At 63.7% G+C, this 20275-nt stretch carries 20 protein-coding genes; 14 read left to right on the forward strand and 6 right to left on the reverse strand.

Annotated elements, in window-relative coordinates; genetic code table 11:
* Positions 1-122: 122 nt before the first annotated feature.
* Positions 123-383, reverse strand: coding sequence for a hypothetical protein (locus WDB88_RS14440; protein ID WP_330647203.1), 261 nt, complete (start codon positions 381-383; stop codon positions 123-125).
* A 507-nt stretch (positions 384-890) separates the two neighbouring features.
* On the opposite strand from WDB88_RS14440, the gene WDB88_RS14445 reads away from it, so the two are divergent.
* The gene (locus WDB88_RS14445) at positions 891-2777 is read left to right on the forward strand and encodes a PhoX family phosphatase (protein WP_330647202.1); all 1887 of its coding nucleotides are present in this window, start codon (positions 891-893) and stop codon (positions 2775-2777) included.
* Between the two features lie 57 nt (positions 2778-2834).
* Here the strand turns inward: WDB88_RS14445 and WDB88_RS14450 are convergent, their stop codons facing one another.
* Both WDB88_RS14450 and WDB88_RS14455 read right to left on the reverse strand, forming a co-directional pair.
* Positions 2835-3167, reverse strand: coding sequence for a DUF2322 family protein (locus tag WDB88_RS14450; RefSeq protein ID WP_339109546.1), 333 nt, complete (start codon positions 3165-3167; stop codon positions 2835-2837).
* A 59-nt stretch (positions 3168-3226) separates the two neighbouring features.
* A complete protein-coding gene (locus WDB88_RS14455; RefSeq protein ID WP_339109547.1) occupies positions 3227-4129 on the reverse strand; it encodes an EamA family transporter in 903 nt (300 codons plus the stop codon).
* Positions 4130-4474: 345 nt separating this feature from the next.
* Here WDB88_RS14455 and WDB88_RS14460 point away from each other — a divergent pair, with 345 nt between their 5' ends.
* From WDB88_RS14460 to WDB88_RS14490, 7 genes are all read left to right on the forward strand, one after another.
* Positions 4475-5689 carry a GTP-binding protein gene (locus WDB88_RS14460; protein WP_339109548.1) on the forward strand — a complete coding sequence of 405 codons (1215 nt, stop codon included), beginning with the start codon at positions 4475-4477 and terminating at the stop codon, positions 5687-5689.
* A gap of 258 nt (positions 5690-5947) precedes the next feature.
* Positions 5948-6928, forward strand: coding sequence for a biotin synthase BioB (bioB, locus tag WDB88_RS14465; RefSeq protein ID WP_339109549.1), 981 nt, complete (start codon positions 5948-5950; stop codon positions 6926-6928).
* Between the two features lie 10 nt (positions 6929-6938).
* Entirely contained in the window at positions 6939-8072 is a 1134-nt protein-coding gene (locus WDB88_RS14470) for an aminotransferase class I/II-fold pyridoxal phosphate-dependent enzyme (protein ID WP_339109550.1), read from the forward strand.
* Entirely contained in the window at positions 8069-8689 is a 621-nt protein-coding gene (gene bioD / locus WDB88_RS14475; RefSeq protein WP_330647196.1) for a dethiobiotin synthase, read from the forward strand. The genes WDB88_RS14470 and bioD overlap by 4 nt, the downstream gene beginning before the upstream one ends.
* The gene (gene bioA, locus WDB88_RS14480; RefSeq protein WP_339109551.1) at positions 8686-9972 is read left to right on the forward strand and encodes an adenosylmethionine--8-amino-7-oxononanoate transaminase; all 1287 of its coding nucleotides are present in this window, start codon (positions 8686-8688) and stop codon (positions 9970-9972) included. The genes bioD and bioA overlap by 4 nt, the downstream gene beginning before the upstream one ends.
* Positions 9969-10604, forward strand: a complete 636-nt coding sequence (locus WDB88_RS14485) for a pimeloyl-ACP methyl esterase BioG family protein (protein WP_339109552.1) — start codon at positions 9969-9971, stop codon at positions 10602-10604. Before bioA ends, WDB88_RS14485 begins: the two co-directional genes overlap by 4 nt.
* Positions 10601-11434 (forward strand): methyltransferase domain-containing protein, encoded by an 834-nt coding sequence (locus WDB88_RS14490; protein ID WP_339109553.1) that lies wholly within the window; start codon positions 10601-10603, stop codon positions 11432-11434. The genes WDB88_RS14485 and WDB88_RS14490 overlap by 4 nt, the downstream gene beginning before the upstream one ends.
* On the opposite strand, the gene WDB88_RS14495 is transcribed toward WDB88_RS14490, so the two are convergent.
* From WDB88_RS14495 to WDB88_RS14505, 3 genes are all read right to left on the reverse strand, one after another.
* Positions 11370-11978 carry a GntR family transcriptional regulator gene (locus tag WDB88_RS14495; protein ID WP_330647193.1) on the reverse strand — a complete coding sequence of 203 codons (609 nt, stop codon included), beginning with the start codon at positions 11976-11978 and terminating at the stop codon, positions 11370-11372. The two genes, WDB88_RS14490 and WDB88_RS14495, sit on opposite strands and share 65 nt — an antisense overlap.
* Before the next feature lie 239 nt (positions 11979-12217).
* Complete coding sequence (locus WDB88_RS14500) at positions 12218-13507, reverse strand: FAD-binding oxidoreductase (RefSeq protein WP_330647192.1); 1290 nt, start codon at positions 13505-13507, stop codon at positions 12218-12220.
* Positions 13508-13527: 20 nt separating this feature from the next.
* Entirely contained in the window at positions 13528-14193 is a 666-nt protein-coding gene (locus WDB88_RS14505; protein WP_330647191.1) for a haloacid dehalogenase type II, read from the reverse strand.
* A gap of 216 nt (positions 14194-14409) precedes the next feature.
* On the opposite strand from WDB88_RS14505, the gene WDB88_RS14510 reads away from it, so the two are divergent.
* The 6 genes from WDB88_RS14510 to WDB88_RS14535 all read left to right on the forward strand — a co-directional run bounded on the left by WDB88_RS14510 (position 14410) and on the right by WDB88_RS14535 (position 20210).
* Positions 14410-14778: a cupin domain-containing protein gene (locus tag WDB88_RS14510; protein WP_330647190.1), complete on the forward strand. Its 369-nt coding sequence runs from the start codon at positions 14410-14412 to the stop codon at positions 14776-14778.
* Positions 14775-15911 carry an acetylornithine deacetylase gene (argE, locus tag WDB88_RS14515; RefSeq protein ID WP_339109554.1) on the forward strand — a complete coding sequence of 379 codons (1137 nt, stop codon included), beginning with the start codon at positions 14775-14777 and terminating at the stop codon, positions 15909-15911. The genes WDB88_RS14510 and argE overlap by 4 nt, the downstream gene beginning before the upstream one ends.
* Before the next feature lie 136 nt (positions 15912-16047).
* Complete coding sequence (locus tag WDB88_RS14520) at positions 16048-16899, forward strand: GNAT family N-acetyltransferase (RefSeq protein WP_339109555.1); 852 nt, start codon at positions 16048-16050, stop codon at positions 16897-16899.
* Positions 16900-16915: 16 nt separating this feature from the next.
* Positions 16916-18286, forward strand: a complete 1371-nt coding sequence (locus tag WDB88_RS14525) for an aspartate aminotransferase family protein (RefSeq protein WP_330647187.1) — start codon at positions 16916-16918, stop codon at positions 18284-18286.
* On the forward strand, positions 18286-19197 hold the full coding sequence (locus tag WDB88_RS14530) for a glyoxylate/hydroxypyruvate reductase A (protein ID WP_339109556.1): 912 nt from the start codon (positions 18286-18288) through the stop codon (positions 19195-19197). Before WDB88_RS14525 ends, WDB88_RS14530 begins: the two co-directional genes overlap by 1 nt.
* A gap of 281 nt (positions 19198-19478) precedes the next feature.
* Positions 19479-20210 carry an HAD-IA family hydrolase gene (locus WDB88_RS14535; protein WP_339109558.1) on the forward strand — a complete coding sequence of 244 codons (732 nt, stop codon included), beginning with the start codon at positions 19479-19481 and terminating at the stop codon, positions 20208-20210.
* The last annotated feature ends 65 nt before the right edge of the window (positions 20211-20275 follow it).

Genomic DNA, 20275 nt, shown 5'->3' on the forward strand with positions numbered 1-20275 from the left:
TGGCACGGGAATTGGCGCGGGGGAATGGCGGACCAAAGCCCGAGCGTGGCGGTGTCAGACAAGGCCGCTCTGCTAGGGCTGGTCAATCCTGTCTGGAAAAAACCAGAGGCTCAGCCAGAGCTTCAGATCGTGCCGAAGCGCTGGAACTGGCGGTATTTCGCGGTCGCTGCATAGGCATAGGAGCGGACGCGATCTGCCACGCCCTTACGGGCGGATGCGGGGGCCACAAAGGTATCTGCAAGCGTCCAGTCCGTGCCGGTGGCTGCGTCTTCCGATGTGATACGCACATAGTATTGACCGTTTTCGACGATCAGTTCGAAAGGTTGTCCATCGAGTTCGCCGCTGGCGCGATGGTTGTTCAGTTCAGTCAGTTTCAATCCCATTCGGATTTCCTTTTTTTATTATATGCTCGTAAAGCAAGCTTAGTGTGTTTCGTCTTCCTGCAGGTTGCAGAGGGAGGACGAGAAGAGTATGCGCCCCGAAACTTTCCAAATTGGAAACAAATCCATGACAGTTTCATGAATTTTCCAAGCTGGCGGGCCGGAGAACAATGTGCCGTTCATCCCGAAAGATGTTTCTGACACAGGCGGTAAATGCCCGAACGGGGCCGGAATGCGGCGCAATCGGAACCTTACCTGACATGCCGCCTGAGCAAGTGGTTTGCTTGATCTTTGGCGCGGGGCACAACCTCTGCCCACCATGTCATCGCAAGATTTGGGGGCTTTGGCTGACAAGTCAAGATTTTTTCTACATAAATCGCAAAATACTTCTGTCAGCGCTCACAGCATTCCCGCGGCACGCGTGTCGCAATTTCTTGTCCGGACTGTCACGAAACTTTTTCATGGGCTCATTAACTCCTTGCTCACGAATTACCTTTGAGGATCGCCAAGATGAGCAAGCTGCCGCCACACAAGATGCCCGCAGATGAATGGGACGAGCTGCATTTCCCCCGTCCGGAAGAGAATGACTTCGACCGTGTTGTCGAACGCGCAATCTCGCGCCGTGGTTTCCTGAGCGGGATCGTAGCCTTTGGTTCGGGCGCGGTCGCGATGGGGGCGGGGCTTCTGAATTCGACCTCGGCACAGGCGCAGGCCGTGTCGCGCTTCCCTTTCACGCCGATTGACGCGCAGACCGATATGACCGTCCACGTCCCCGAGGGCTGGAACTGGAAGCCGATGGTCAGCTGGGGCGATGCCCTGTTCGAGGATGTGCGCGGGTTCGAGGCCACCACAGGTGTGTCGCTGGCAGACTCCGATAAGGTCTTTGGCGAGAATACCGACGGTATGGAGACCTTCCAGATCGGCGGGCACGAGATCCTTGCCGTGAACAATGAATATGTGAACCCCGAAACCAACCTTCCCCACACCAAGGACGGCGTGCCGCAATCGGCTGAGGATGTGCGGATGCTGCAGAATTTCCAAGGTGTCACGGTGATGGAAATCGCCGAAGGGCAGGGCGGTTTCGCGCCGGTCAAGGGATCGCGCTTCAATCGCCGTCTGCATCACAATGCGCCGATGACCATGTCCGGTCCGGCAGCGGGTCATGCGCTGTTGCAGACGGCTGCGGATGCCGAGGGCCGGAATGTGCTGGGCACGATGGGAAATTGCGGGGCGGGCAAAACCCCGTGGGGCACCTATCTGACCTGCGAGGAAAACTTTAACGGCTATTTCGGTGGCAAGGCCGAGGGGCTGTCGGATCTGGTGCAGGCCGGTTACGAACGGTACGGGCTGGCAGACGAAAGCCAGTATGGCTACGAGAAATTCGATGCGCGCTTCGATCTTTCGCATAACCCCAACGAGCCGCATCGCTTCGGCTGGGTGGTCGAGATCGACCCGACCAATCCCGATAGCACGCCGGTCAAACGCACCGCTCTGGGCCGTTTCAAGCACGAGAACGCCGAGGTGACGCTGGCGCCCGACGGGCGTGTGGTGGTGTATCTGGGCGATGACGAGCGCGGCGAGTTCCTGTATCGCTACGTGTCGACCAACCCCTATGTCGCGGGTCAGCCGACGGATGGTCTTCTGGATGACGGCACGCTTTATGTGGCCAAGTTCAATGATGACCAGACCGGCGAATGGATGGCGCTGACGCCGGAGAGCACCGGCATGGACAAGGCCGAGATGCTGATCTTTGCGCGTCAGGCGGCCTCGAAGCTGGGCGCGACCACGATGGACCGTCCCGAATGGATCGCCGTCAACCCCTATGCGGTCGAGGCCTATTGCTGCCTGACCAATAACAAGAACCGTGGTGTGAAGCCCAATGCCGGTGGTGACGAGACCCCCGTTGGTGGTCCGAACCCGCGTCAGGCCAACCATTACGGCCAGATCGTACGCTGGTATCCCGACGAGGATGACCATGCGAAGGATACGTTCAGATGGGATCTGTTCGTGATGGCGGGCAACCCGACCGTGCATGGCGATGCCTATGCCGGCTCGAAAAATGTCACGCAGGGCAATATGTTCAACTCGCCCGACGGGATGACCTTCGACAGCGCGGGCCTGTTGTGGATCCAGACCGATGGCGAAGACAGCAATGAAGGTGATTTCGCAGGCATGGGCAACAACCAGCAACTTGCGGGCGATCCCGTCACCGGCGAGATTGCGCGCTTCCTGACCGGCCCGACGGGCTGCGAGATCACCGGCCTGTGCTGGTCGGCAGACCGCCGCACGATGTTTGTCGGCATCCAGCACCCCGGCGGAAGCTGGCCTTCGGACAGCGGCCTGCCGCGTTCGACCGTGATCGCGGTCAAGCGTGACGACGCCGCGCTGGTTGGCTGAGCCATCGCCCTATGGCCGCCCCTTCCCGCGCGCTTGGCGGGGAGGGGCGTTTTATGTCTAGACCTTGGCGACCACGCGCAGCGTCTGCGCGGGCGCTCCTTGGGTGATCTCGAACAGCCGGTCGATATTGGGATGCGCCCCGGGGCGGGCCTTGGCATCAAGGCTATGTTCGGCAAAAAGCGCGATGGCGTAGGTTGCGGCCTGTGCATCCAGCGCCCCGAACATCTGGGCGAGATAGTGATAGACGGCAAGCGAGCCCTGTTTGCCCGGCTTGTTCTCGATGCGGGCCAGAACCGTCCCTGTCGCATCCAGCAATTCGATATGGCTCAGCCCGTCGATGGGTGGCAAAAGCGCCAGATTGTCTTTGAAAGAGGCGGTGGGGGCGATCATGGGGACATCCTTTCATCATCATCGGTGGTTCCGCCCATACCAGCTTTGCGCAGGCGAGCCTAGCTGCCCGAGAGCAGGACGACCCCCAGCACCAGAATGGCGCATCCTGCCAGACGTGCCGGACCGACAGCCTCTTTCAGCAGTACCATCCCCAGCAAGGCCCCGACCATCATCGAGCTTTCGCGCAGCGGGGCCACGAGGCTGAGCGGTGCCCCATGCGCGATGGCGGTGAGCACCAGAATATAGGCCAGTGGCGAAAAGAGCCCGATGGCCGCTGCCCGTCGCCAGTGCCCCTGCATGCGCTGACCTGCAAGATGGCGGTTTTTCAGGGCCAGAGGGGCCAGCATGGCCACGCGCATCAGGTTGCACACCCATTCCAGCAGGACAGGTGCCACCCCCAGCAGCTTGACGGCGGTCGCATCGGTCAGGGTGTAGCAGGCAATCAGGCTGCCGGTGAGCAGCCCCCAAAGCAGGCCCGTCCGCCCCTCCGGTCGCCAGAACATCGCCAGCCGTCCTTGTGACGCGATCAGCACGATCCCCGTCACCACGCAGAGCATCCCCGCGATGCCCGTGAGGCTGGCAGGCTCTTGCAGCAGAACAAACGCCCCGAGCACCGACACAAGCGGCCCCGTCCCGCGGGCGACCGGATAGACGACCGACAGATCGGCCTTGGCATAACCTTGTTGCAGGCAGAGATTATAGGCCAGATGGATCAGCCCGCTGGCCACCATCACCAGTAGCCCCGTGAGGCTCGGGCCGGTGGCATCAAGGCCTGCGGCGCTTTCCGCAATGTGGCTGCGCCAGAAAATCCAAACCACCCAAGGCGTGTAGATCAGGCAGGCGCAGGCCGAATAGGCCAGCACGAAAACCGGTCCGGCCTGAGCCGCCCGTTTTGCCAGCAAATTCCAGCCCGCGTGAAGAAAAGCGGCGCAGAGCACCAGAAGAATGGCAGATAGCGTCATGGAGACCCCCTTCATGCGCCCGAAGACGTGCTCGGGCGTTGGTTGATCTCGACGTCTCCGCCTCTGGGATTTTATCCCTCGGGTGCAGCCAGAGGATATGGCCTCCGGTCTCTGCAACGCTCGGTCGCTGACGGCGCATCGCGCCCGGAACCCTAGTTGCCACTCGGTCGATAGGGGCAGGCTAGGTCAAAGATCCCGACAGGTCCAGCCGTCGGAGGAGTTTTTCTCTTGGTGGCGCGATACAGATAGGGTGGGCGCCGGTCATATGGCCTCTTGCACTCTGTGACAGGATATGATTTGTTATAGTATAACATAACAAAAGATGACATAAAGGATGGGCCTACCATGTCAGTCGAAGATACCCGCTTGCCGGTCACGGTGCTTTCAGGTTTTCTGGGCGCCGGAAAAACGACATTGCTGAATGCGATCCTGAACAATCGCGAAGGCCGCCGTGTGGCGGTGATCGTGAATGATATGTCCGAGGTGAATATCGACGCCGATCTGGTGCGTTCGGGCGGGGCAGAGCTGAGCCATGCCGAGGAGAAGCTCGTCGAGATGACGAATGGCTGCATCTGCTGCACCCTGCGTGACGATCTTCTGGCCGAGGTGCGCCGTCTCGCGGAAGAAAAGCGTTTCGATTATCTGCTGATCGAAGGCACCGGTATCGCCGAGCCGCTGCCTGTGGCGGCGACTTTCGAGTTCCGCGATGAAAACGGCGACAGCCTCTCGGATGTGGCGCGGCTTGATACGATGGTGACCGTGGTCGATGCGGCCAACCTGCTGAACGACTATTCCAGCCATGATTTCATCGCCGATCGCGGCGAAAGTCTGGGCGAGGGCGACGAGCGGCGGATTGTCGACCTGCTGGTTGACCAGATCGAGTTCGCGGATGTGGTGGTGCTGAACAAGGTCAGCGATGCGGGGCCTGCCAAGGTGGATGCGGCGCGCAAGATCATCACCTCGCTGAACCCTGATGCGCAGATCATCGAGACGGACCATTCGCAGGTTGCGCCCGAGCGTATTCTCGACACGGGCCTGTTCGATTTCGACACCGCGCATGACCACCCGCTCTGGGCGAAAGAGCTGTATGGTTTTGCCGATCATGTGCCGGAAACCGAGGAATATGGCGTGTCCTCTTTCGTGTATCGCGCGCGTTTGCCCTTCCATCCGCAACGCATCCATGATGCGCTGAACGGGCCGCTGCGGGGGGTGATCCGTGCAAAAGGCCATTTCTGGCTTGCGACCCGCCCCGACTGGCTGGCGGAGTTCTCGCTGGCGGGGGCGCTTTCGGCGGTGCGCCCGATGGGGATCTGGTGGGCATCGGTGCCGCAAGATCGCTGGCCCGACAGCCCCAGCGCGCGGCAATATCTCGAACATCACTGGGCCGAACCCTATGGCGACCGCCGTCAGGAACTGGTGTTTATCGGGGCGGGGCTCGACAAGGAGGGGATCACCAAGGCGCTTGATGCGGCCCTTGTCGACCCCGAAGAGTGCCCGCCGCATCGCTGGGCCGACCTGCCCGACCCCTTCCCGCGCTGGCGTCAGCCCGAAGCGGCCTGATCCATCCGTTTTGTCTTGCGGTCCCTATGCCGCAGGGCGAGCCCGCCCCCGCGACACTCCCTCGCGGGGGCGTTTTTATGCGCTTTTGCCTTTGGTCCGCGCGGATTGCGGGGCGGACGTAACGTTTTTTCTTTTTCCTGTAGGAGGTTAGGCGCTGGTTGCTAGGCTTGTCTGGCGCAGGGCAAGAATAGGGCTTGATGCCTTTCATAATATCGATAATAAATTTACGAGATATGAAATATTGGGTTTTTGTCGATAATGTCTACTACAGCCAGCACTTGGACCAGCCAGGCCGCAAAGTCTCTTTATGATATGCCGCTTATGGATCTCCTTTTTCGCGCTCAATCGGTGCATCGGGAGAATTTCGATCCTAACCAGATCCAGACTTCCCGCCTTCTATCGATAAAAACCGGCGGCTGTGCCGAGGATTGCGCCTATTGTTCGCAATCGGCGCGGAACGGCTCGCAGCTTTCCGCTTCGAAGATGATCGAGGTGGAGCGTGTTCTCAGCGCGGCCCGCAAGGCGCGTGACGGAGGGGCCACGCGGTTTTGCATGGGGGCGGCATGGCGCGAGCCCAAAGAGCGCGACATGGACGCCCTTGTGGCGATGGTCGAAGGGGTGCGCGGTCTGGGTATGGAAACCTGTATGACGCTTGGTATGCTGGATGACAGTCAGGTGATCCGCCTGCGCGATGCCGGTCTCGATTATTATAACCATAATATCGACACCTCCGAGCGCTATTATCCCGAGGTGATCACCACGCGTAGTTTCGCTGACCGGATCGACACCCTCAATCGCGTGAAAGAGGCGGGGATCAAAGTCTGCTCGGGCGGTATTCTGGGGATGGGCGAGCATGCGCAGGACCGCGTCGATATGCTGGTCACGCTGGCCAATTTGAACCCTGCGCCCGATTCCGTGCCGGTCAATATGCTGATGCCGCAGGCGGATACGCCCTTGGCAGAGGCCAAGCCGGTGGACCCGATCGACTTCGTGCGGCTGATCGCGACGGCACGGATCATGATGCCGGCCTCCTATGTGCGGCTTTCGGCAGGGCGCAGCGAGATGAGCGACGAGATGCAGGCCTTGTGTTTCCTGGCGGGTGCGAATTCGATCTTTGTGGGCGAGACCCTGCTGACGGCAGAAAATCCCGAAGAGGACAAGGATGCGGTCCTGTTTGCCAAGCTCGGCTTGCGTGCCGAGACAATGGCAGGGCGCTGCGAGACAAAAGCCGCAGAGTGAGGGCGGCGCAATGAAGGCTCTCGCGCGTCTGGACGATATGCTCGGCCATCTGGAGGCACGTCATCGCCGCAGGGTTGTCGCGCCACGTCAGGGGGTGGATTTTGCCTCGAACGACTATCTTGGCCTGACCGGCTCGGCCTTTCTCAAGGAGGCCGCGCTGCGGGTTCTGGCGCGCGATGTGCCTCTGGGCGCGGGGGGCTCGCGGCTCTTGCGCGGCAACCATCCCGAACACGAGGCGCTGGAGGCCGAAGCCGCCGCCTTTTTCGGTGCGCAAGCGGCGCTGTTCATGGGCGGCGGTTTTCAGGCCAATCAGGCGATCTTCTCGACGCTGCCTGCGGCGGGCGATCTGGTGGCCTATGATGCGCTGGTCCATGCCAGCGCCCATGAGGGCTTCCGGCTGGGGCGGGCCGACCTGCGCAGCTTTGCCCATAATGATGTCGAGGCGGCCCGCCAGACGATTGCGGACTGGCGGGCATCGGGGGGGCGCGGGCAGGTCTGGATTGCGGTGGAAAGCGTCTATTCGATGGAGGGCGATCTGGCGCCGCTGGCTGCCTTCGACCGCCTCGCACAGGCGGAAGAGGCGGTGCTGGTGGTGGACGAGGCCCATGCCACCGGGGTGTTTGGCCCGTCGGGGCGCGGGTTGGCGCATGGTCTGCAGGCCGAGGTTCTCAGCCTGCATACATGCGGCAAGGGGCTGGGCGTTTCGGGCGGGCTTGTCTGTGGCGCGAAGGTTTTTATCGATAGTCTGGTCTCCCGTGCGCGGCCTTTCATCTTTGCCACCGCGCCGGCCCCGTTTACGGCTGCACTCTTGCGCGAGGTTCTCGCGCATCTGGCCGCAACGCCTGCCTTGGTGGCACAGGCGCAGGCGCGGATTGCCTTTGCCCATGATCAGGCGCGGCTGCACCGGATCGACCGCGCCGGACTGCACAGCCAGATCATTCCGGTGATACTGGGCGGGGATGCGCAGGTGATGGCATGGGCCGATCGTTTGCGCGGGCAGGGGTTCGACCTGCGTGGGATCCGCCCGCCCACCGTTGCGCGCGGCACGGCGCGGCTGCGGATCTCGGTGACGGGCAATGTCACCCCTGCCGAAATTGCCGCCCTGTTCGAAACCCTCGCCGCCTATCAGAAGGAGGCCGCATGAGCGCCGTCATCGTTACCGGAACCGATACCGGCATTGGCAAAACCGTGTTTGCCGCAGGTCTGACAGCGGCGCTTGGTGCGCAGTACTGGAAACCTGTCCAGTCGGGGCTGGAGGAGGAGACCGACAGCCTGATCGTGTCAAGACTGGCAGGGGTGACGCCTCTGCCCGAAGCCTACCGCCTGCGCCGCCCCGCCTCGCCGCATCTGTCTGCCGAGGCGGAAGGCATCGAGATCGATCCGGACCGGCTGGCCCTTCCTGCGGTGGACGGGCCGCTGGTGGTGGAAGGCGCGGGGGGCGTGATGGTGCCGCTGACGCGCAAAGCCTTCTTTCTGGATATGTTCCGGCTCTGGCAGGCTCCGGTGATCTTGGTGGCGCGCACGGCGCTTGGCACGATCAACCATACCGCGCTGTCGCTTCTGGCGCTGCGTTCGGCGGGCTGTTCGGTGATTGGCGTCGCGTTCGTGGGCGATCCGGCCCCCGATGTCGAGCAGAGCATCGTGGACACCTGCGCCATTCCCCGTCTGGGCCGCCTGCCGCTGCTGCCCGATCTGGGGCGCGACAGCCTTGCCCGCGCCTTTGACGGCATCGACCTTGCCACCATCCGGAGCCATCTGTGACAGCCCTTGCCTTTGACGCCCGCCATCTGTGGCACCCCTATACCAATGTGCTCGATCCCGGTCCGATGCATCTTGTCACCGAGGCCGAGGGCGTGTGGCTGACCCGTGCCGATGGCGGGCGGATGATCGATGCGATGTCCTCGTGGTGGTGCACGGTGCACGGCCATCGCCATCCCGCCATTACCGCAGCGATGCACCGCCAGTTGGACCGGATGCCGCATGTGATGTTTGGTGGCCTGACCCATATGCCCGCAATCGATCTGGGCCAGCGCTTGGTGGCGCTTCTGCCCGAGGGGCTGGACCGGCTGTTCTATTGCGATAGCGGTTCGGTCGCGGTGGAAGTGGCGCTGAAGATGGCGGTACAATACCAAAGGGCGATGGGCCATCCGGAGCGGGCCGAGTTTGCCACGATCCGTGGTGGCTATCACGGCGATACATGGAAGGCGATGAGCGTCTGTGACCCGCAGACGGGGATGCACAGCCTGTTTCAGGGCGCGCTTTCGATCCAGCATTTCCTGCCGCGTCCGCCGATTGCCTTCGGGCAGGATTGGTCTGCCGATCCGGCACAGAACGGGCTGGGCGCGCTGGAGGTGCTCCTGTCGCGGAACGCGCACCGGCTGGCGGCGCTGATCGTGGAGCCGGTGGTGCAGGGGGCGGGGGGGATGTATTTCTATCACCCCGCGTGGTTGCAGGGCGCGCAGGCGCTGTGTCGGGACTATGGCATTTTGTTGATCCTGGACGAGATCGCCACGGGGTTCGGGCGCACGGGCAGGCTGTTTGCGGCGGATCATGCCGCCGTCACCCCCGATATCCTGTGCATCGGCAAGGCGCTGACCGGCGGGCATATCAGCATGGCGGCGACCGTCGCGACCGAGGCCGTCGCCCGTGGGATCGGGGAAAGTGCCGCCAATGTGCTGATGCATGGCCCGACCTATATGGCCAATCCTCTGGCCTGTGTGGCGGCCATTGCCAGCCTCGAGCTTTTGCACGAACGTGATTGGGCGGCCGAGGTGGCGGCCATTTCGCGCCAGCTTGCGCAGGATCTGGCCCCCGCGCGGGACTTACCGCATGTGGTCGATATGCGGGTTCTCGGGGCCATCGGCGTGATCGAGATGGACCGCCCCGTCGATCCGGATCTGGCGCATCGGCGGGCGTGCGAGACGGGCGTGTGGCTGCGTCCTTTTGGGCGCAACATCTATTGCATGCCGCCCTTCGTGATCACCCCTGCCGAATTGCGCAAGGTCAGCACTGCCATGCTGGAACTGGCGGAGGGAGCCCGATGAAAGGGCAATGGCTCGGGCCACGGAAGCACCGCGACCTGCTTCTGGTCTTTGGCGGATGGGCGCTTGGCGCGGCGGCTTTTGCGGGGATGGTGGGCCAGACCGATGTGCTTTTGCTGGATGATTACAAGGATCTGACGGTCGATCTGCCCCCGCTGGAGGGATATGCCCATATCGATCTTCTGGCCTATTCCTTCGGCGTTGCAGGCGCGGCGCATTGGTTGGCGGGGCAGAAGTTGGTGGGGCGGGGTCTCCGCCTCCGTCGCTCTGTCGCGATCGCCGGAACTCTGACCCCTGCATCGGTCACCTCCGGCATACCGCCCGAGCGGGTGCGGGCCACCGCCGAGGGGTTGACGGCGGCGACATTTGCCACCTTCTGCCGTCGCGCCGGACTGGCAGGCCCTGCGCCGCAGCTTGATCTGGAGGCGGCCCGTGCCGAATTGCTGGAGGTGATGGCGCGCGGCCCTGCGCCCGCCTATGCCTTCGACCGGATCTGGATTCCCCGCCGCGACAGGATCGTGCCGCCACAGGCACAGGAATATGCGTGGCACTCCCGCGCTGCGGCTGTGCGGTTTGTCGATGCACCCCATGTGCCGTTTCGGGCGGGGCAGGACTGGCAGGACTGGCTGCAATGAGCGCACTTTTGTCCCAGCGGGTGCAGCGCAGCTTCAGCCGCAGCTTCCACAGTTATCACGAAGCAGCCTGCCCGCAGGCGCGGATTGCGGATCTGCTGGTGGGGGCGCTGGCCCGTGCCGGTGCACCGGCGCGGTTCGGCTCGGTGCTTGAACTCGGTTGCGGCACGGGGCATCTGACCGCGCGGCTGCAACGCCAGTTCGAGTGTCCCCAGATGACGCTCAATGACCTTTCCCCCGCGGCCTGCCAGACGGCACGACAGTATGGAGCGACGTTCCTCTGCGGCGATGCCCTCGCGCTCGACTGGCCCGAGATGCCCTCGCTTATCGCGTCGGCCTCGATGATCCAGTGGCTGCCCGACCCTTTGGCGCTGGTGCGACGGGCCGCGCGGGCCTTGCCGGAGGGGGGGTGGCTGGCGCTTTCGGGCTTCGGGCCCGGGCATTTCCGTGAACTGTCCGCGCTCGGCTCGCAGGCACAGGCCCCTGGGCTGTGTCCTCGCCACGCTCTGGCCGCAGCCGTGGCACCCGATCTGGACGTTCTGGCCTGTGGCGAGGATCTCTTGCCGCTCTATTTCCCCTCGCCGCGCGAGGTCTTGCGTCATTTGCGCCGCACAGGGGTCAACGGACAGGCGCGGCAAAACTGGACCCGCGCCCGCCTTGCCTGTTTCGAGGCCGCCTATCGACAGCAGTTCGGCACGGCGCAGGGGGTGTCGCTGACCTATCAGGCGGTGTGGATCGTGGCGCGCAAACCGGTCGGAGCTGCCCCGATCAGGAAAAGCGCATCAGATGGCGCTGCATCACCGTGCGGGCACGTGCGGCATCGCGGGCCTTGATGGCGCTGAGGATCGCGGCGTGGTCAGGGTCGTCCCTGCGGCGCCATTTGTCGCTATAGCGGGCTTTGAAGTGCCGCGCATACAGCAGTTGGAGGTTGCTGATCTCGCTGACAAGGCGCGGCATGTGGCAGCCTGCGATAATCGCCATGTGGAAGCCGCGATTGGCCTCTTCCCAATCTTCGGCGGTCGCGGCGGCATTGCAGGCCTCGTGCAGATGTTCGATCTCGGCAATCTGGGCGGGGTTCAGATACGGCACCGACCGCTCCAGCGCCAGCGGCTCCAGCGCGTGGCGCATCAGACGCAATTCCTCGATCGCATCCTTGTCGATCGGGGTGACGCACATGCCGCGACGGGGCAGGCTGATGGCCAGCCCCTGCGAGGCCAGCCGCAGCAGGGCTTCGCGGGCGGTGACCTGACTGACCCCGTATTCGCGCGCGATCAGATCCTGACGCAGCTTTTCGCCCGGGGCAAATTCGCCACGGATGATGCGCGTGGACAGTTGCTGGGCGATAGTATCCGATTTTGTGGTTGGCTGATAGGACACTCTATCTCCCTTGAGAGGCGGCGGATGGGCAGGTTTTAGCTGATTACAACGGCGTGACAGATCGGGCAACCGAGCAGAGGCCGATATTCCACATCCCCCGCCCGTCGGAGGAAAAAGATAGCATCGTTCCCGCGCCTGACGCCGCATTACACCCTATCCCCGCACGACGAGCCGCGCAGGACGCGCGGCCCTTGGTGCGGCCCTCTTGGTGCGGCCCTTGGTGCGGGGGGGGGCGGGAGTTAGGAGAGCCTGTCTTTCAGCCCGAAATACATCCCCACCAGAGGCAGGAACCACGGTTTGCCGCTATACATCGGGATGGTGGGCCATTCCAGCCCGGCCAGCGGGTTGGTTCCGGCGCGTCCCAAGGCCATATCGGCCAGTGCCTGCCCGACCAGCGTCGACATCTGCGCCCCGTGGCCGGAATAGCCCATGCCGTAAAGCAGACCATCGGTTTCGCCCGCGCGCGGGTAACGGTCTTTGGTCATGCCCACGAGCCCGCCCCAGCAATAGTCGATCTCCACCGGAGCAAGCTGGGGGAACAGGCGCAGCATCGCGCGGCGCAGGATTGCGCCGGATTTCGCGTCGGAGGCCTGATCCGAGCGTGCCGAAAACCGCGCCCTGCCACCGAAGATCAGCCGGTTATCGGGCGAGAGCCGGAAATAGTTGCCGATATTCATCGAGGTGACATAGGTCCGGTTGGCGGGGGCGATGCTGGCCGCCTCTGCGGGGCTCAGCGGGCGTGTGGCGATGATGAAGGACCCGACCGAAATCATCCGCTTGCGGAAATAGCTCAGCGGCGCCTCGGGCACGACCCCTCCGTAAGCCCCTGTGGCAAGGATCACACGGTTGGCCGACAGGGTGCCGCGCGGTGTGAGGATGTCCCAGCCCGTCGCGGTTTTGCGCCGCGCCGTCATCGGGGCATATTCCCAGAGTTTCGCGCCGTGGCGGTGACAGGCCTCGGCCAGACCGTTCACATAGCGCCCCATATGCATCATCGCGCTTTTTTCGTAGAGCATTCCGGCATGGAAGGCGTCCGAACCGATCTCCTGTGCCAGTCCCGGCCGTTCGATCCAGCGGGTCTCGGGGTCGACCTCGCGGTGGATCAGCTCGAAATTGGCCCGCAGCCCCGCCACATGGCTCGGTTTCGAGGCCAGTTTGAGCTTGCCCGACCGCCGGAAGTTGCAATCGATGCCCTCTTCGGCCACCAGCGCCTCGATCATGTCGATCGAGCGGTCATAGGCTTTGTAAAGGCGGTGTGCCTGTTCGGCCCCCAGATGTGCCTTGGCGTCGCCATAACCATGAGCGATGCCATTATTGAGATGCCCGCCATTGCGCCCCGATCCGCCCGCGCCCACATGGGCGGCGTCCAGAACCGCCACATGGACACCTTCCTTCGCCAGTTTGCGTGCGGCGTTCAGGCCGGTGAAGCCTGCGCCGATCACGACCACGTCGAACTGCCCCTCGACCGCGCCGGATTGGGCATGGGCGAAGGGGGTCGATGTGTCATGCCAGTAGGAGTGATAATCCATCTCTTCCCCCTTCTTACGGCCTACAGGCCGACAACCTCGGCCAGACCGGAGATATCCTTGACCTCGGTATAGCCGTAGAACGGATTGGCCGGTTCATGGGCGCGGTTAACCCAGACCTTGTGCTTGATGCCCATGTCATGCGCGGTCATCAGATCGTAGCGGAAGCTCGACGACACATGCAGGATGTCCTCCGGCCCGCAGCCCAGCTCGTCCAGCATATATTCGAACGGCCTCATCTGCGGTTTATAGGCGCCTGCGCTTTCGGCGGTGAAGACATGGGCGATGGGGGCCCCGAGCTTGGCGATGTTATGCGGGATCTGCGCATTCATCGAGTTGGTCAGGGCCACCAGCGGAATATGCGGTGCGATACGGGCCAGCCCTGCGGGCACATCCGCATGCGGCCCCCAAGTGGGCACGCGGGTGTAGATATCATGTGCCACTGCGGCATCGAATGGCACAGCATTGCGTTTGCAGGTCCGTTCCAGCGCGTTATGGACGATTTCGGCATAAGGCTTCCATGCGCCCAGCACCTCGTCGAGACGGTAGGCCGAGAAATCGCGGATGAAGGCGTCCATTGCGGGCGCGGAGAGATGCGCGCTGTAATGGTGGCGCGCCGCACCGGCCATGTCGAAGTTGATCATCGTGCCGTGGCAGTCGAAGGTGATGAATTTCGGGCGGAAGGTCATAGCTGTCTCCGGGAACTGTAAGATGGGTCCAGCCTGACGCCTTTGCCGCGACCATAGGTGCCGCAAGTGCGGCCTCTAGCGCAGGAAATACCGTTTGCAGCGCGCAGATCGGCATGCGCTGCCGCCTGTGCCACGGTTTCGATGCCTTGGCGCAGGCGGGATCGGGCAGGATGGGTCTATCGGAATGCGTCCCACACCTAGCCGAAAGGATCTCCTATGACGTGCCTTCTTCCTCTAGAGACCTCGCCCGCCTTTCCCCCGCGCGAAGCGACCGCCGCGCCCGAGCGGCTGATCGAGGGGCAGCCGCAGTATAAGACATGGGAGCTTGATGCCGCGCTGGCCGAGGCCGCCAAATGGGGCAAGATCCGTACCGGCATCTGGGAGGCTACGCCGGGCAAGACGGTCTCGATGAAGGGCGATACTTTCGAGTTCTGCCATATCCTGTCGGGGCGCTGCCTGATTTCGGAAGAGGGCGGGGCCAGCCATGAATTCGCGGCAGGCGACAGTTTCATCCTGAAGCCCGGCTTTGTCGGTACATGGCAGACGCTCGAAACGCTGCGCAAAATCTTTGTGATCGCAGCATGAGCCCCGCCACTCTTACGCCCGCCACGCTTACGCCCGCGGATCTTCTGGCCCGTCTGGTGGGCTTTCCAACGGTGGTCGGCCAGCCCAATGGGGCGCTGATCGAGGATGTGGCGCGTTATCTGCGCGCGCATGGGGCCGAGGTGACGGTTCTGGCAGGGCCCGAGGGCGACAGGTCCAACCTCTTCGCAAGCTTCGGTCCGAAAGACGTACCCGGCATTGTGCTGTCGGGGCATGTCGATGTGGTGCCTGCCACCGAACCGGAATGGCGCGCCGATCCGTTCGTGCTGCGCCGCGAGGGGGACCGGCTGATCGGGCGCGGGGCCTGTGACATGAAGGGCTTCGTGGCTGCGGTGCTGGCGGCGGCTCCCGCGATGGGGCGGATGGCTCTGCGTGCGCCGCTCCATATCGCGCTGTCCTATGACGAGGAAGCGGGGTGCAAAGGGGTGCCGCATCTTCTGGCCGCCCTGCCTGCGCTCTGCGCGCCGCCCGAGGGGGCGATTATCGGTGAGCCCACCGGACTGGTGCCGGTGCTGGCGCATAAAGGCAAGGCGGCGCTGCGGCTTTCGGCCAAGGGGCGTTCGGGTCATAGCTCGCGTCCCGATCTGGGCCAGAATGCCATCCAGCGGCTGGTGCCGGTGCTGGCGCGGATCTGTGCGCAGGCGGAAGCCTTGGTGCGGGGGCCGCAGGATGCACGCTTCGCCCCGCCTTACAGCTCGGTGCAGATCGGCACGATCTGCGGAGGCCAGGCGGTGAATATCATTCCGGATTTCGCCGAAGCCCAGATCGAGGCCCGGGCCATTGCCGGCGTATCCCCCAAAGCGATCTTGCAGGAGGTTCTGGTGGATCTGCCCGAAGGGGTCAGCCTCGATTGGCTGTCGGAATATCCCGCCCTTGCGCTGGCTCCCGAGGCCCCTCTTGCCCGTTTGGCCGAGACCCTGACGGGGCGGGCTGCACAGGGCGCGGTCAGCTTTGGCACCGAGGCCGGTTTGTTCCAGCAAGCGGGGATTGCGGCCATTGTCTGTGGTCCGGGAGATATTGCGCGTGCGCATAAACCCGAGGAATATCTCACCCTGTCCGAGCTTGAGGGCACCTGTGCGATGTTGTCCTCCCTGATCGACCGGCAGGCGGTCTGAAGGGCGGCATAAAATGCTGTCGGGCTGCGGCAAATGCGATCTAGGCTGCGGCCCGACCCCGCGATGCAAGGGAAACTGCCGTGGTGCAGGCGCTAGTCTGGAGCGGACAGATGCAAGAAGGAAAGAGACCCGAGCCATGACCGATGCCGCCCAAATCACTATTGCGCCGATGGAGCCTGCGCATCTGGCGCAGGCCCATGCGATGTCGCAGGCTGTTGCATGGCCCCATCGTCGCGAAGACTGGGCCTTGGTGCTGGGCGTGTCCGAGGCAGTGGTGGCGCTGCAGGGGGATAAGGTTGTGGGGACCGCGATCCTGTCGCTGCTGGGCGATGTCGGCACGATGAATATGATTATCGTCGACGCGGCGATGCGCGGGCGCGGGTTGGGGCGGGCATTGATGCAGACGCTGCTGGATCGGGCGGGCAGCATGGAGCTGCGGCTGGTGGCCACTGCCGACGGTTTGCCGCTGTATCGCAAGCTCGGCTTTCAGGCCGTGGGCGAGGTGGCGCAATATCAGGGTGTCGCACAGGCCCAAGCCCCCGAACAGCCGGTGCGGGAGGCCACGCCCGAAGATCTGGCCGTCCTGTTGGCGGCGGATCGCGCCGCGACCGGTATGGAGCGGAGCCGCGTGCTGCACGAGATTGCCGCGCAGGGCGAGGTGATCGCCACGCAAGGCGGGGTGGCGATGATCCGTGCCTTCGGACGCGGGCACGTGATCGGGCCGATCCTTGCGGCAGATGACCGTGCCGCGCGGGCGCTGCTTTCGGAAGCGGCCTGCCGCGCGGCGGGGCAGTTCCTGCGCGTCGATTTCGCGCCCGAGCACGCTCTGGCCGATCATGCCAAGGCGCTGGGGCTGCACCACGCAGGGGGCGGGATCGCGATGGTGCGCCCTGCGGGCGAGCGCGCCCGCACCCGCGACCGCGCCGCAGCACCGGCGCAATCGTTAGAACTGAAAACCTATGCCCTCGTGTCACAGGCCCTGGGCTGATCTTAGGAGACTGTCAATGTTGACCAATTCCCTGATCGAGATGGATCGCCAGCACCTGATCCACCCCGTGTCCTCGTTTCAAGGCCATGCTGCGCGTGGTGTGCGGGTGCTGGCCTCGGCCAAAGGGGCGCGGGTGACCGATGCCGAAGGGCGCGAGCTGATTGACGGCTTTGCCGGTCTTTGGTGCGTGAATGCGGGCTATGGCCATGAAAGCGTCGTCGAGGCGGCGGCTGAACAGATGCGCAAGCTGCCTTATGCCACGGGCTATTTCGGCCTTGGGTCCGAAGCCCCGATCAAGCTGGCCGCGGCTTTGGCCGAACGGGCTCCGGGGGATCTGAACCATATCTATTTCTCGTTGGGCGGCTCGGATGCTGTCGATAGCACGATCCGTTTCGTGCGCTATTACTGGCATGCCAAGGGGCAGCCCGGGCGGGACCAGTTCATTTCGGTCGAGGAAGGCTATCACGGGTCGACCAGCATGGGCGCGGGCCTGACCGCGCTGGCCGGTTTCCACGAGGGGTTCGGTGTGCCCTATAGCTGGCAGCACAAGATCTCGTCGCATTACACCTATCGCAACCCGTTGAAAAGCGACGCCGAAATCATTGCCGCCTCGGTGGCTGAACTGAAGGCGAAGGTGGCCGCGATCGGGCCGGAGCGCGTCGCGGCATTCTATGTCGAGCCGATTCAGGGGTCGGGCGGGGTGCTCGTGCCGCCGAAGGGCTGGATCAAGGCCATGCGCGAGGCCTGCCGCGAATTGGACATCCTGTTTATCGCGGATGAGGTCATCACCGGTTTCGGGCGCACCGGTCCTCTCTTTGCCTGCGAGGAAGAGGGCATCGTGCCGGATATGATGACCACAGCCAAGGGCCTCACCTCGGGCTATGTGCCGATGGGGGCGGTGTTCATGTCGGACCATGTGTTCGAGACCATTGCCGAGGGCGCGGGCGCCAAGGCGGTGGGCCACGGTTTCACCTATTCGGCGCATCCCGTGTCGGCGGCGGTCGCGCTGGAAGTGCTGTCGCTTTACGAAGGGGGGCTGCTGGAGAATGGTCGCAAGGCCGGTGCGCGTCTGATGGAGGGATTGCAGAGCCTGTCCGATCACCCGCTTGTGGGCGATGTGCGGGGCCGCGGGATGCTGGCCGCACTCGAACTGGTGACGGATAAGGACAAGAAAACCCGCCTGCCTGCCTCGGTCCAACCGGCGACACGGCTGTTTGATCGCGCATGGGACAAGGGGCTGATCGTGCGGTCCTTCGCTCAGGGGATCTTCGGTTATGCGCCGCCGCTCTGCTGCACCGATGACGAGATCGACCAGATCGTGGCGCGCACCAAGGCGGTGCTGGACGAGACGCTGGATGATGCGGATGTCCGCGCGGCGATGGCCTGATGGCGCTTCTGTATCTTTCGGTTCCCGAACGCGGTGCGGTCTGGGCGCAGATGCTGGCCCGTGCGGGGGTCGAGATGGTGATGGGCGAGGCGGCAGTGACAGATCCTGCCGCCATCACCCATATCGCCTGCTGGCAACCGCCGGAGGATCTGGCGCGCTACCCCAATCTCAGGGCGGTGATCTCGGTCGGGGCGGGGGTGGACCAGATGCCGCCCATGCCCGAAGGGGTCATCCTGTCGCGCACGATTGCGCCGGGTATCGAACAGATGGTGCGGGACTGGGTGGTGATGGCGGTGCTGGCGCTGCATCGCGATCTGTCACTATATATCGCGCAGGCCCGCGAGGGACGCTGGCAGCTGCATGCGCCCCGCTCTGCCCATGAGGCCCGTGTGGGGATCATGGGAATGGGGCGGATCGGGCAGCTTGTCGCGCAGACGCTGGGCGCGCTCGGCTTCGAGGTGGCCGGATGGTCGCGCTCGGGGCAGTCCACGGCAGAATGTGCCGTCTATGATCAGGCGGGCCTGCCGGAATTTCTGGCGCGCAGCGACATTCTCGTGTGTCTTCTGCCTTTGACCGAACAGACGCGGGGGCTGATGGATGCCGCGTTTCTGGCGCAACTGCCGCAGGGCGCGCGGCTGGTGCAGGCCGGACGGGGGCCGCAGCTTAATCTGGAGGCGCTCAGAACGGCGCTGGACAGCGGCCGGATTGCTGCGGCAATGCTGGATGTGACCGACCCCGAACCCCTGCCTGCCGATCATTGGGCATGGGCCGATCCGCGTGTGCTGATTACGCCGCATATTGCCGCGAAAACCGGCCATGAGGAGGGCGCGCACCATGTGCTTGCCGTGATCGAGGCCACCACCAACGGAACGCCCGTGCCCGGTCAGGTCGATCAGGCAAAAGGCTACTGACCCCTGCCGGCCGGCCCTCGGGCCGGTTGCGCCCTTGCCGCATGAAATTCTGTCCCTGCGCGGATCGATACAGAAGATTATGCCGTGAAGCCCCCTCAATTCGGTGTTCCAAGCGCAGGATCCTTCGGCACACTGGGGTTTGTAAGACCAAGATTGCAGGGGAGATACCGGCGCCCGCAGCTCAGCCTACCCTCGCGCGGAGGCAGGCCCGCCGCCACCTCTCCCGCCCGCGTTTTTGCCGGATCTCTCCTCCGGTCCACCCGCAGAAAGGACTGCCGAAAATGGCAACCACCACCGCCACCAAACCGTTGACCGCCTTTCGCTATGTCACGTTCGATGTGGTCGGCACCCTGATCGATTTCGAAGGGGCCATCAAAGAAGGGCTTGCGCAGATCGCGGCCAAGGAAGGTCTGGCGATTGACGGCGAGGCTGCGCTGTCGGTCTATCGCGAGGCGCGCTATGAAGAGGGCGCGCAGCGTTTCCCCGATGATCTGGGGCGGTGCTATGCGCGCATTGCCGCAGCGATGGGCCTGCCCGACACCGAAGAATACCGTCAGCTGATGATCGACATCGTGGGCGAGGCCAAGCCTTTCCCCGATAGCGTCAAGGCGATGGCGATGCTCAAACAGCATTACAAGCTGGTGGCCATGACCAATGCCCGCCGCTGGGCTTTCGAGAAATATGCCGACAAACTGGGCCAGCCGTTCTGGGCGGGGTTCACCACCGACGATACCGGCTGCGAGAAGCCCGACCCCGATTACTTCCATCAGGTTTTTGCCTATGTGGAACAGGATGGCGGGTCGAAGGAGGACATCCTGCATACCGCGCAAAGCCAGTATCATGATATCGGCATCTCGCGCGCATTGGGCATGACAAACGCTTGGATCCAGCGGCGGCACGCGCAAAGCGGATATGGCGGCACGATCGCCCCGAAAGAGTTCACCGAACCCGATTACCATTTCCATGCGCTGGCCGGTCTGGCGCAAGCGGCAGACGCGGCCTTTCGCGGCTGACACATCTTTCCCAGGGCGGCATCAAGACCGCCCGGGCTTCCGTCCAACGATCATAAAAACGGTGC

The organism is Thioclava sp. GXIMD4216, assembly GCF_037949285.1.
Lineage (GTDB): Bacteria > Pseudomonadota > Alphaproteobacteria > Rhodobacterales > Rhodobacteraceae > Thioclava > Thioclava litoralis.

What these genes read in the sequence shown, in the direction of transcription:
- WDB88_RS14440 (WP_330647203.1), bottom strand. Translation starts at nt 383, where the DNA reads ATGGGATTGAAACTGACTGAACTGAACAACCATCGCGCCAGCGGCGAA.
- WDB88_RS14445 (WP_330647202.1), top strand. Translation starts at nt 891, where the DNA reads ATGAGCAAGCTGCCGCCACACAAGATGCCCGCAGATGAATGGGACGAG.
- WDB88_RS14450 (WP_339109546.1), bottom strand. Translation starts at nt 3,167, where the DNA reads ATGATCGCCCCCACCGCCTCTTTCAAAGACAATCTGGCGCTTTTGCCA.
- WDB88_RS14455 (WP_339109547.1), bottom strand. Translation starts at nt 4,129, where the DNA reads ATGACGCTATCTGCCATTCTTCTGGTGCTCTGCGCCGCTTTTCTTCAC.
- WDB88_RS14460 (WP_339109548.1), top strand. Translation starts at nt 4,475, where the DNA reads ATGTCAGTCGAAGATACCCGCTTGCCGGTCACGGTGCTTTCAGGTTTT.
- bioB (WP_339109549.1), top strand. Translation starts at nt 5,948, where the DNA reads ATGTCTACTACAGCCAGCACTTGGACCAGCCAGGCCGCAAAGTCTCTT.
- WDB88_RS14470 (WP_339109550.1), top strand. Translation starts at nt 6,939, where the DNA reads ATGAAGGCTCTCGCGCGTCTGGACGATATGCTCGGCCATCTGGAGGCA.
- bioD (WP_330647196.1), top strand. Translation starts at nt 8,069, where the DNA reads ATGAGCGCCGTCATCGTTACCGGAACCGATACCGGCATTGGCAAAACC.
- WDB88_RS14485 (WP_339109552.1), top strand. Translation starts at nt 9,969, where the DNA reads ATGAAAGGGCAATGGCTCGGGCCACGGAAGCACCGCGACCTGCTTCTG.
- WDB88_RS14490 (WP_339109553.1), top strand. Translation starts at nt 10,601, where the DNA reads ATGAGCGCACTTTTGTCCCAGCGGGTGCAGCGCAGCTTCAGCCGCAGC.
- WDB88_RS14500 (WP_330647192.1), bottom strand. Translation starts at nt 13,507, where the DNA reads ATGGATTATCACTCCTACTGGCATGACACATCGACCCCCTTCGCCCAT.
- WDB88_RS14505 (WP_330647191.1), bottom strand. Translation starts at nt 14,193, where the DNA reads ATGACCTTCCGCCCGAAATTCATCACCTTCGACTGCCACGGCACGATG.
- WDB88_RS14510 (WP_330647190.1), top strand. Translation starts at nt 14,410, where the DNA reads ATGACGTGCCTTCTTCCTCTAGAGACCTCGCCCGCCTTTCCCCCGCGC.
- argE (WP_339109554.1), top strand. Translation starts at nt 14,775, where the DNA reads ATGAGCCCCGCCACTCTTACGCCCGCCACGCTTACGCCCGCGGATCTT.
- WDB88_RS14520 (WP_339109555.1), top strand. Translation starts at nt 16,048, where the DNA reads ATGACCGATGCCGCCCAAATCACTATTGCGCCGATGGAGCCTGCGCAT.
- WDB88_RS14525 (WP_330647187.1), top strand. Translation starts at nt 16,916, where the DNA reads ATGTTGACCAATTCCCTGATCGAGATGGATCGCCAGCACCTGATCCAC.
- WDB88_RS14530 (WP_339109556.1), top strand. Translation starts at nt 18,286, where the DNA reads ATGGCGCTTCTGTATCTTTCGGTTCCCGAACGCGGTGCGGTCTGGGCG.
- WDB88_RS14535 (WP_339109558.1), top strand. Translation starts at nt 19,479, where the DNA reads ATGGCAACCACCACCGCCACCAAACCGTTGACCGCCTTTCGCTATGTC.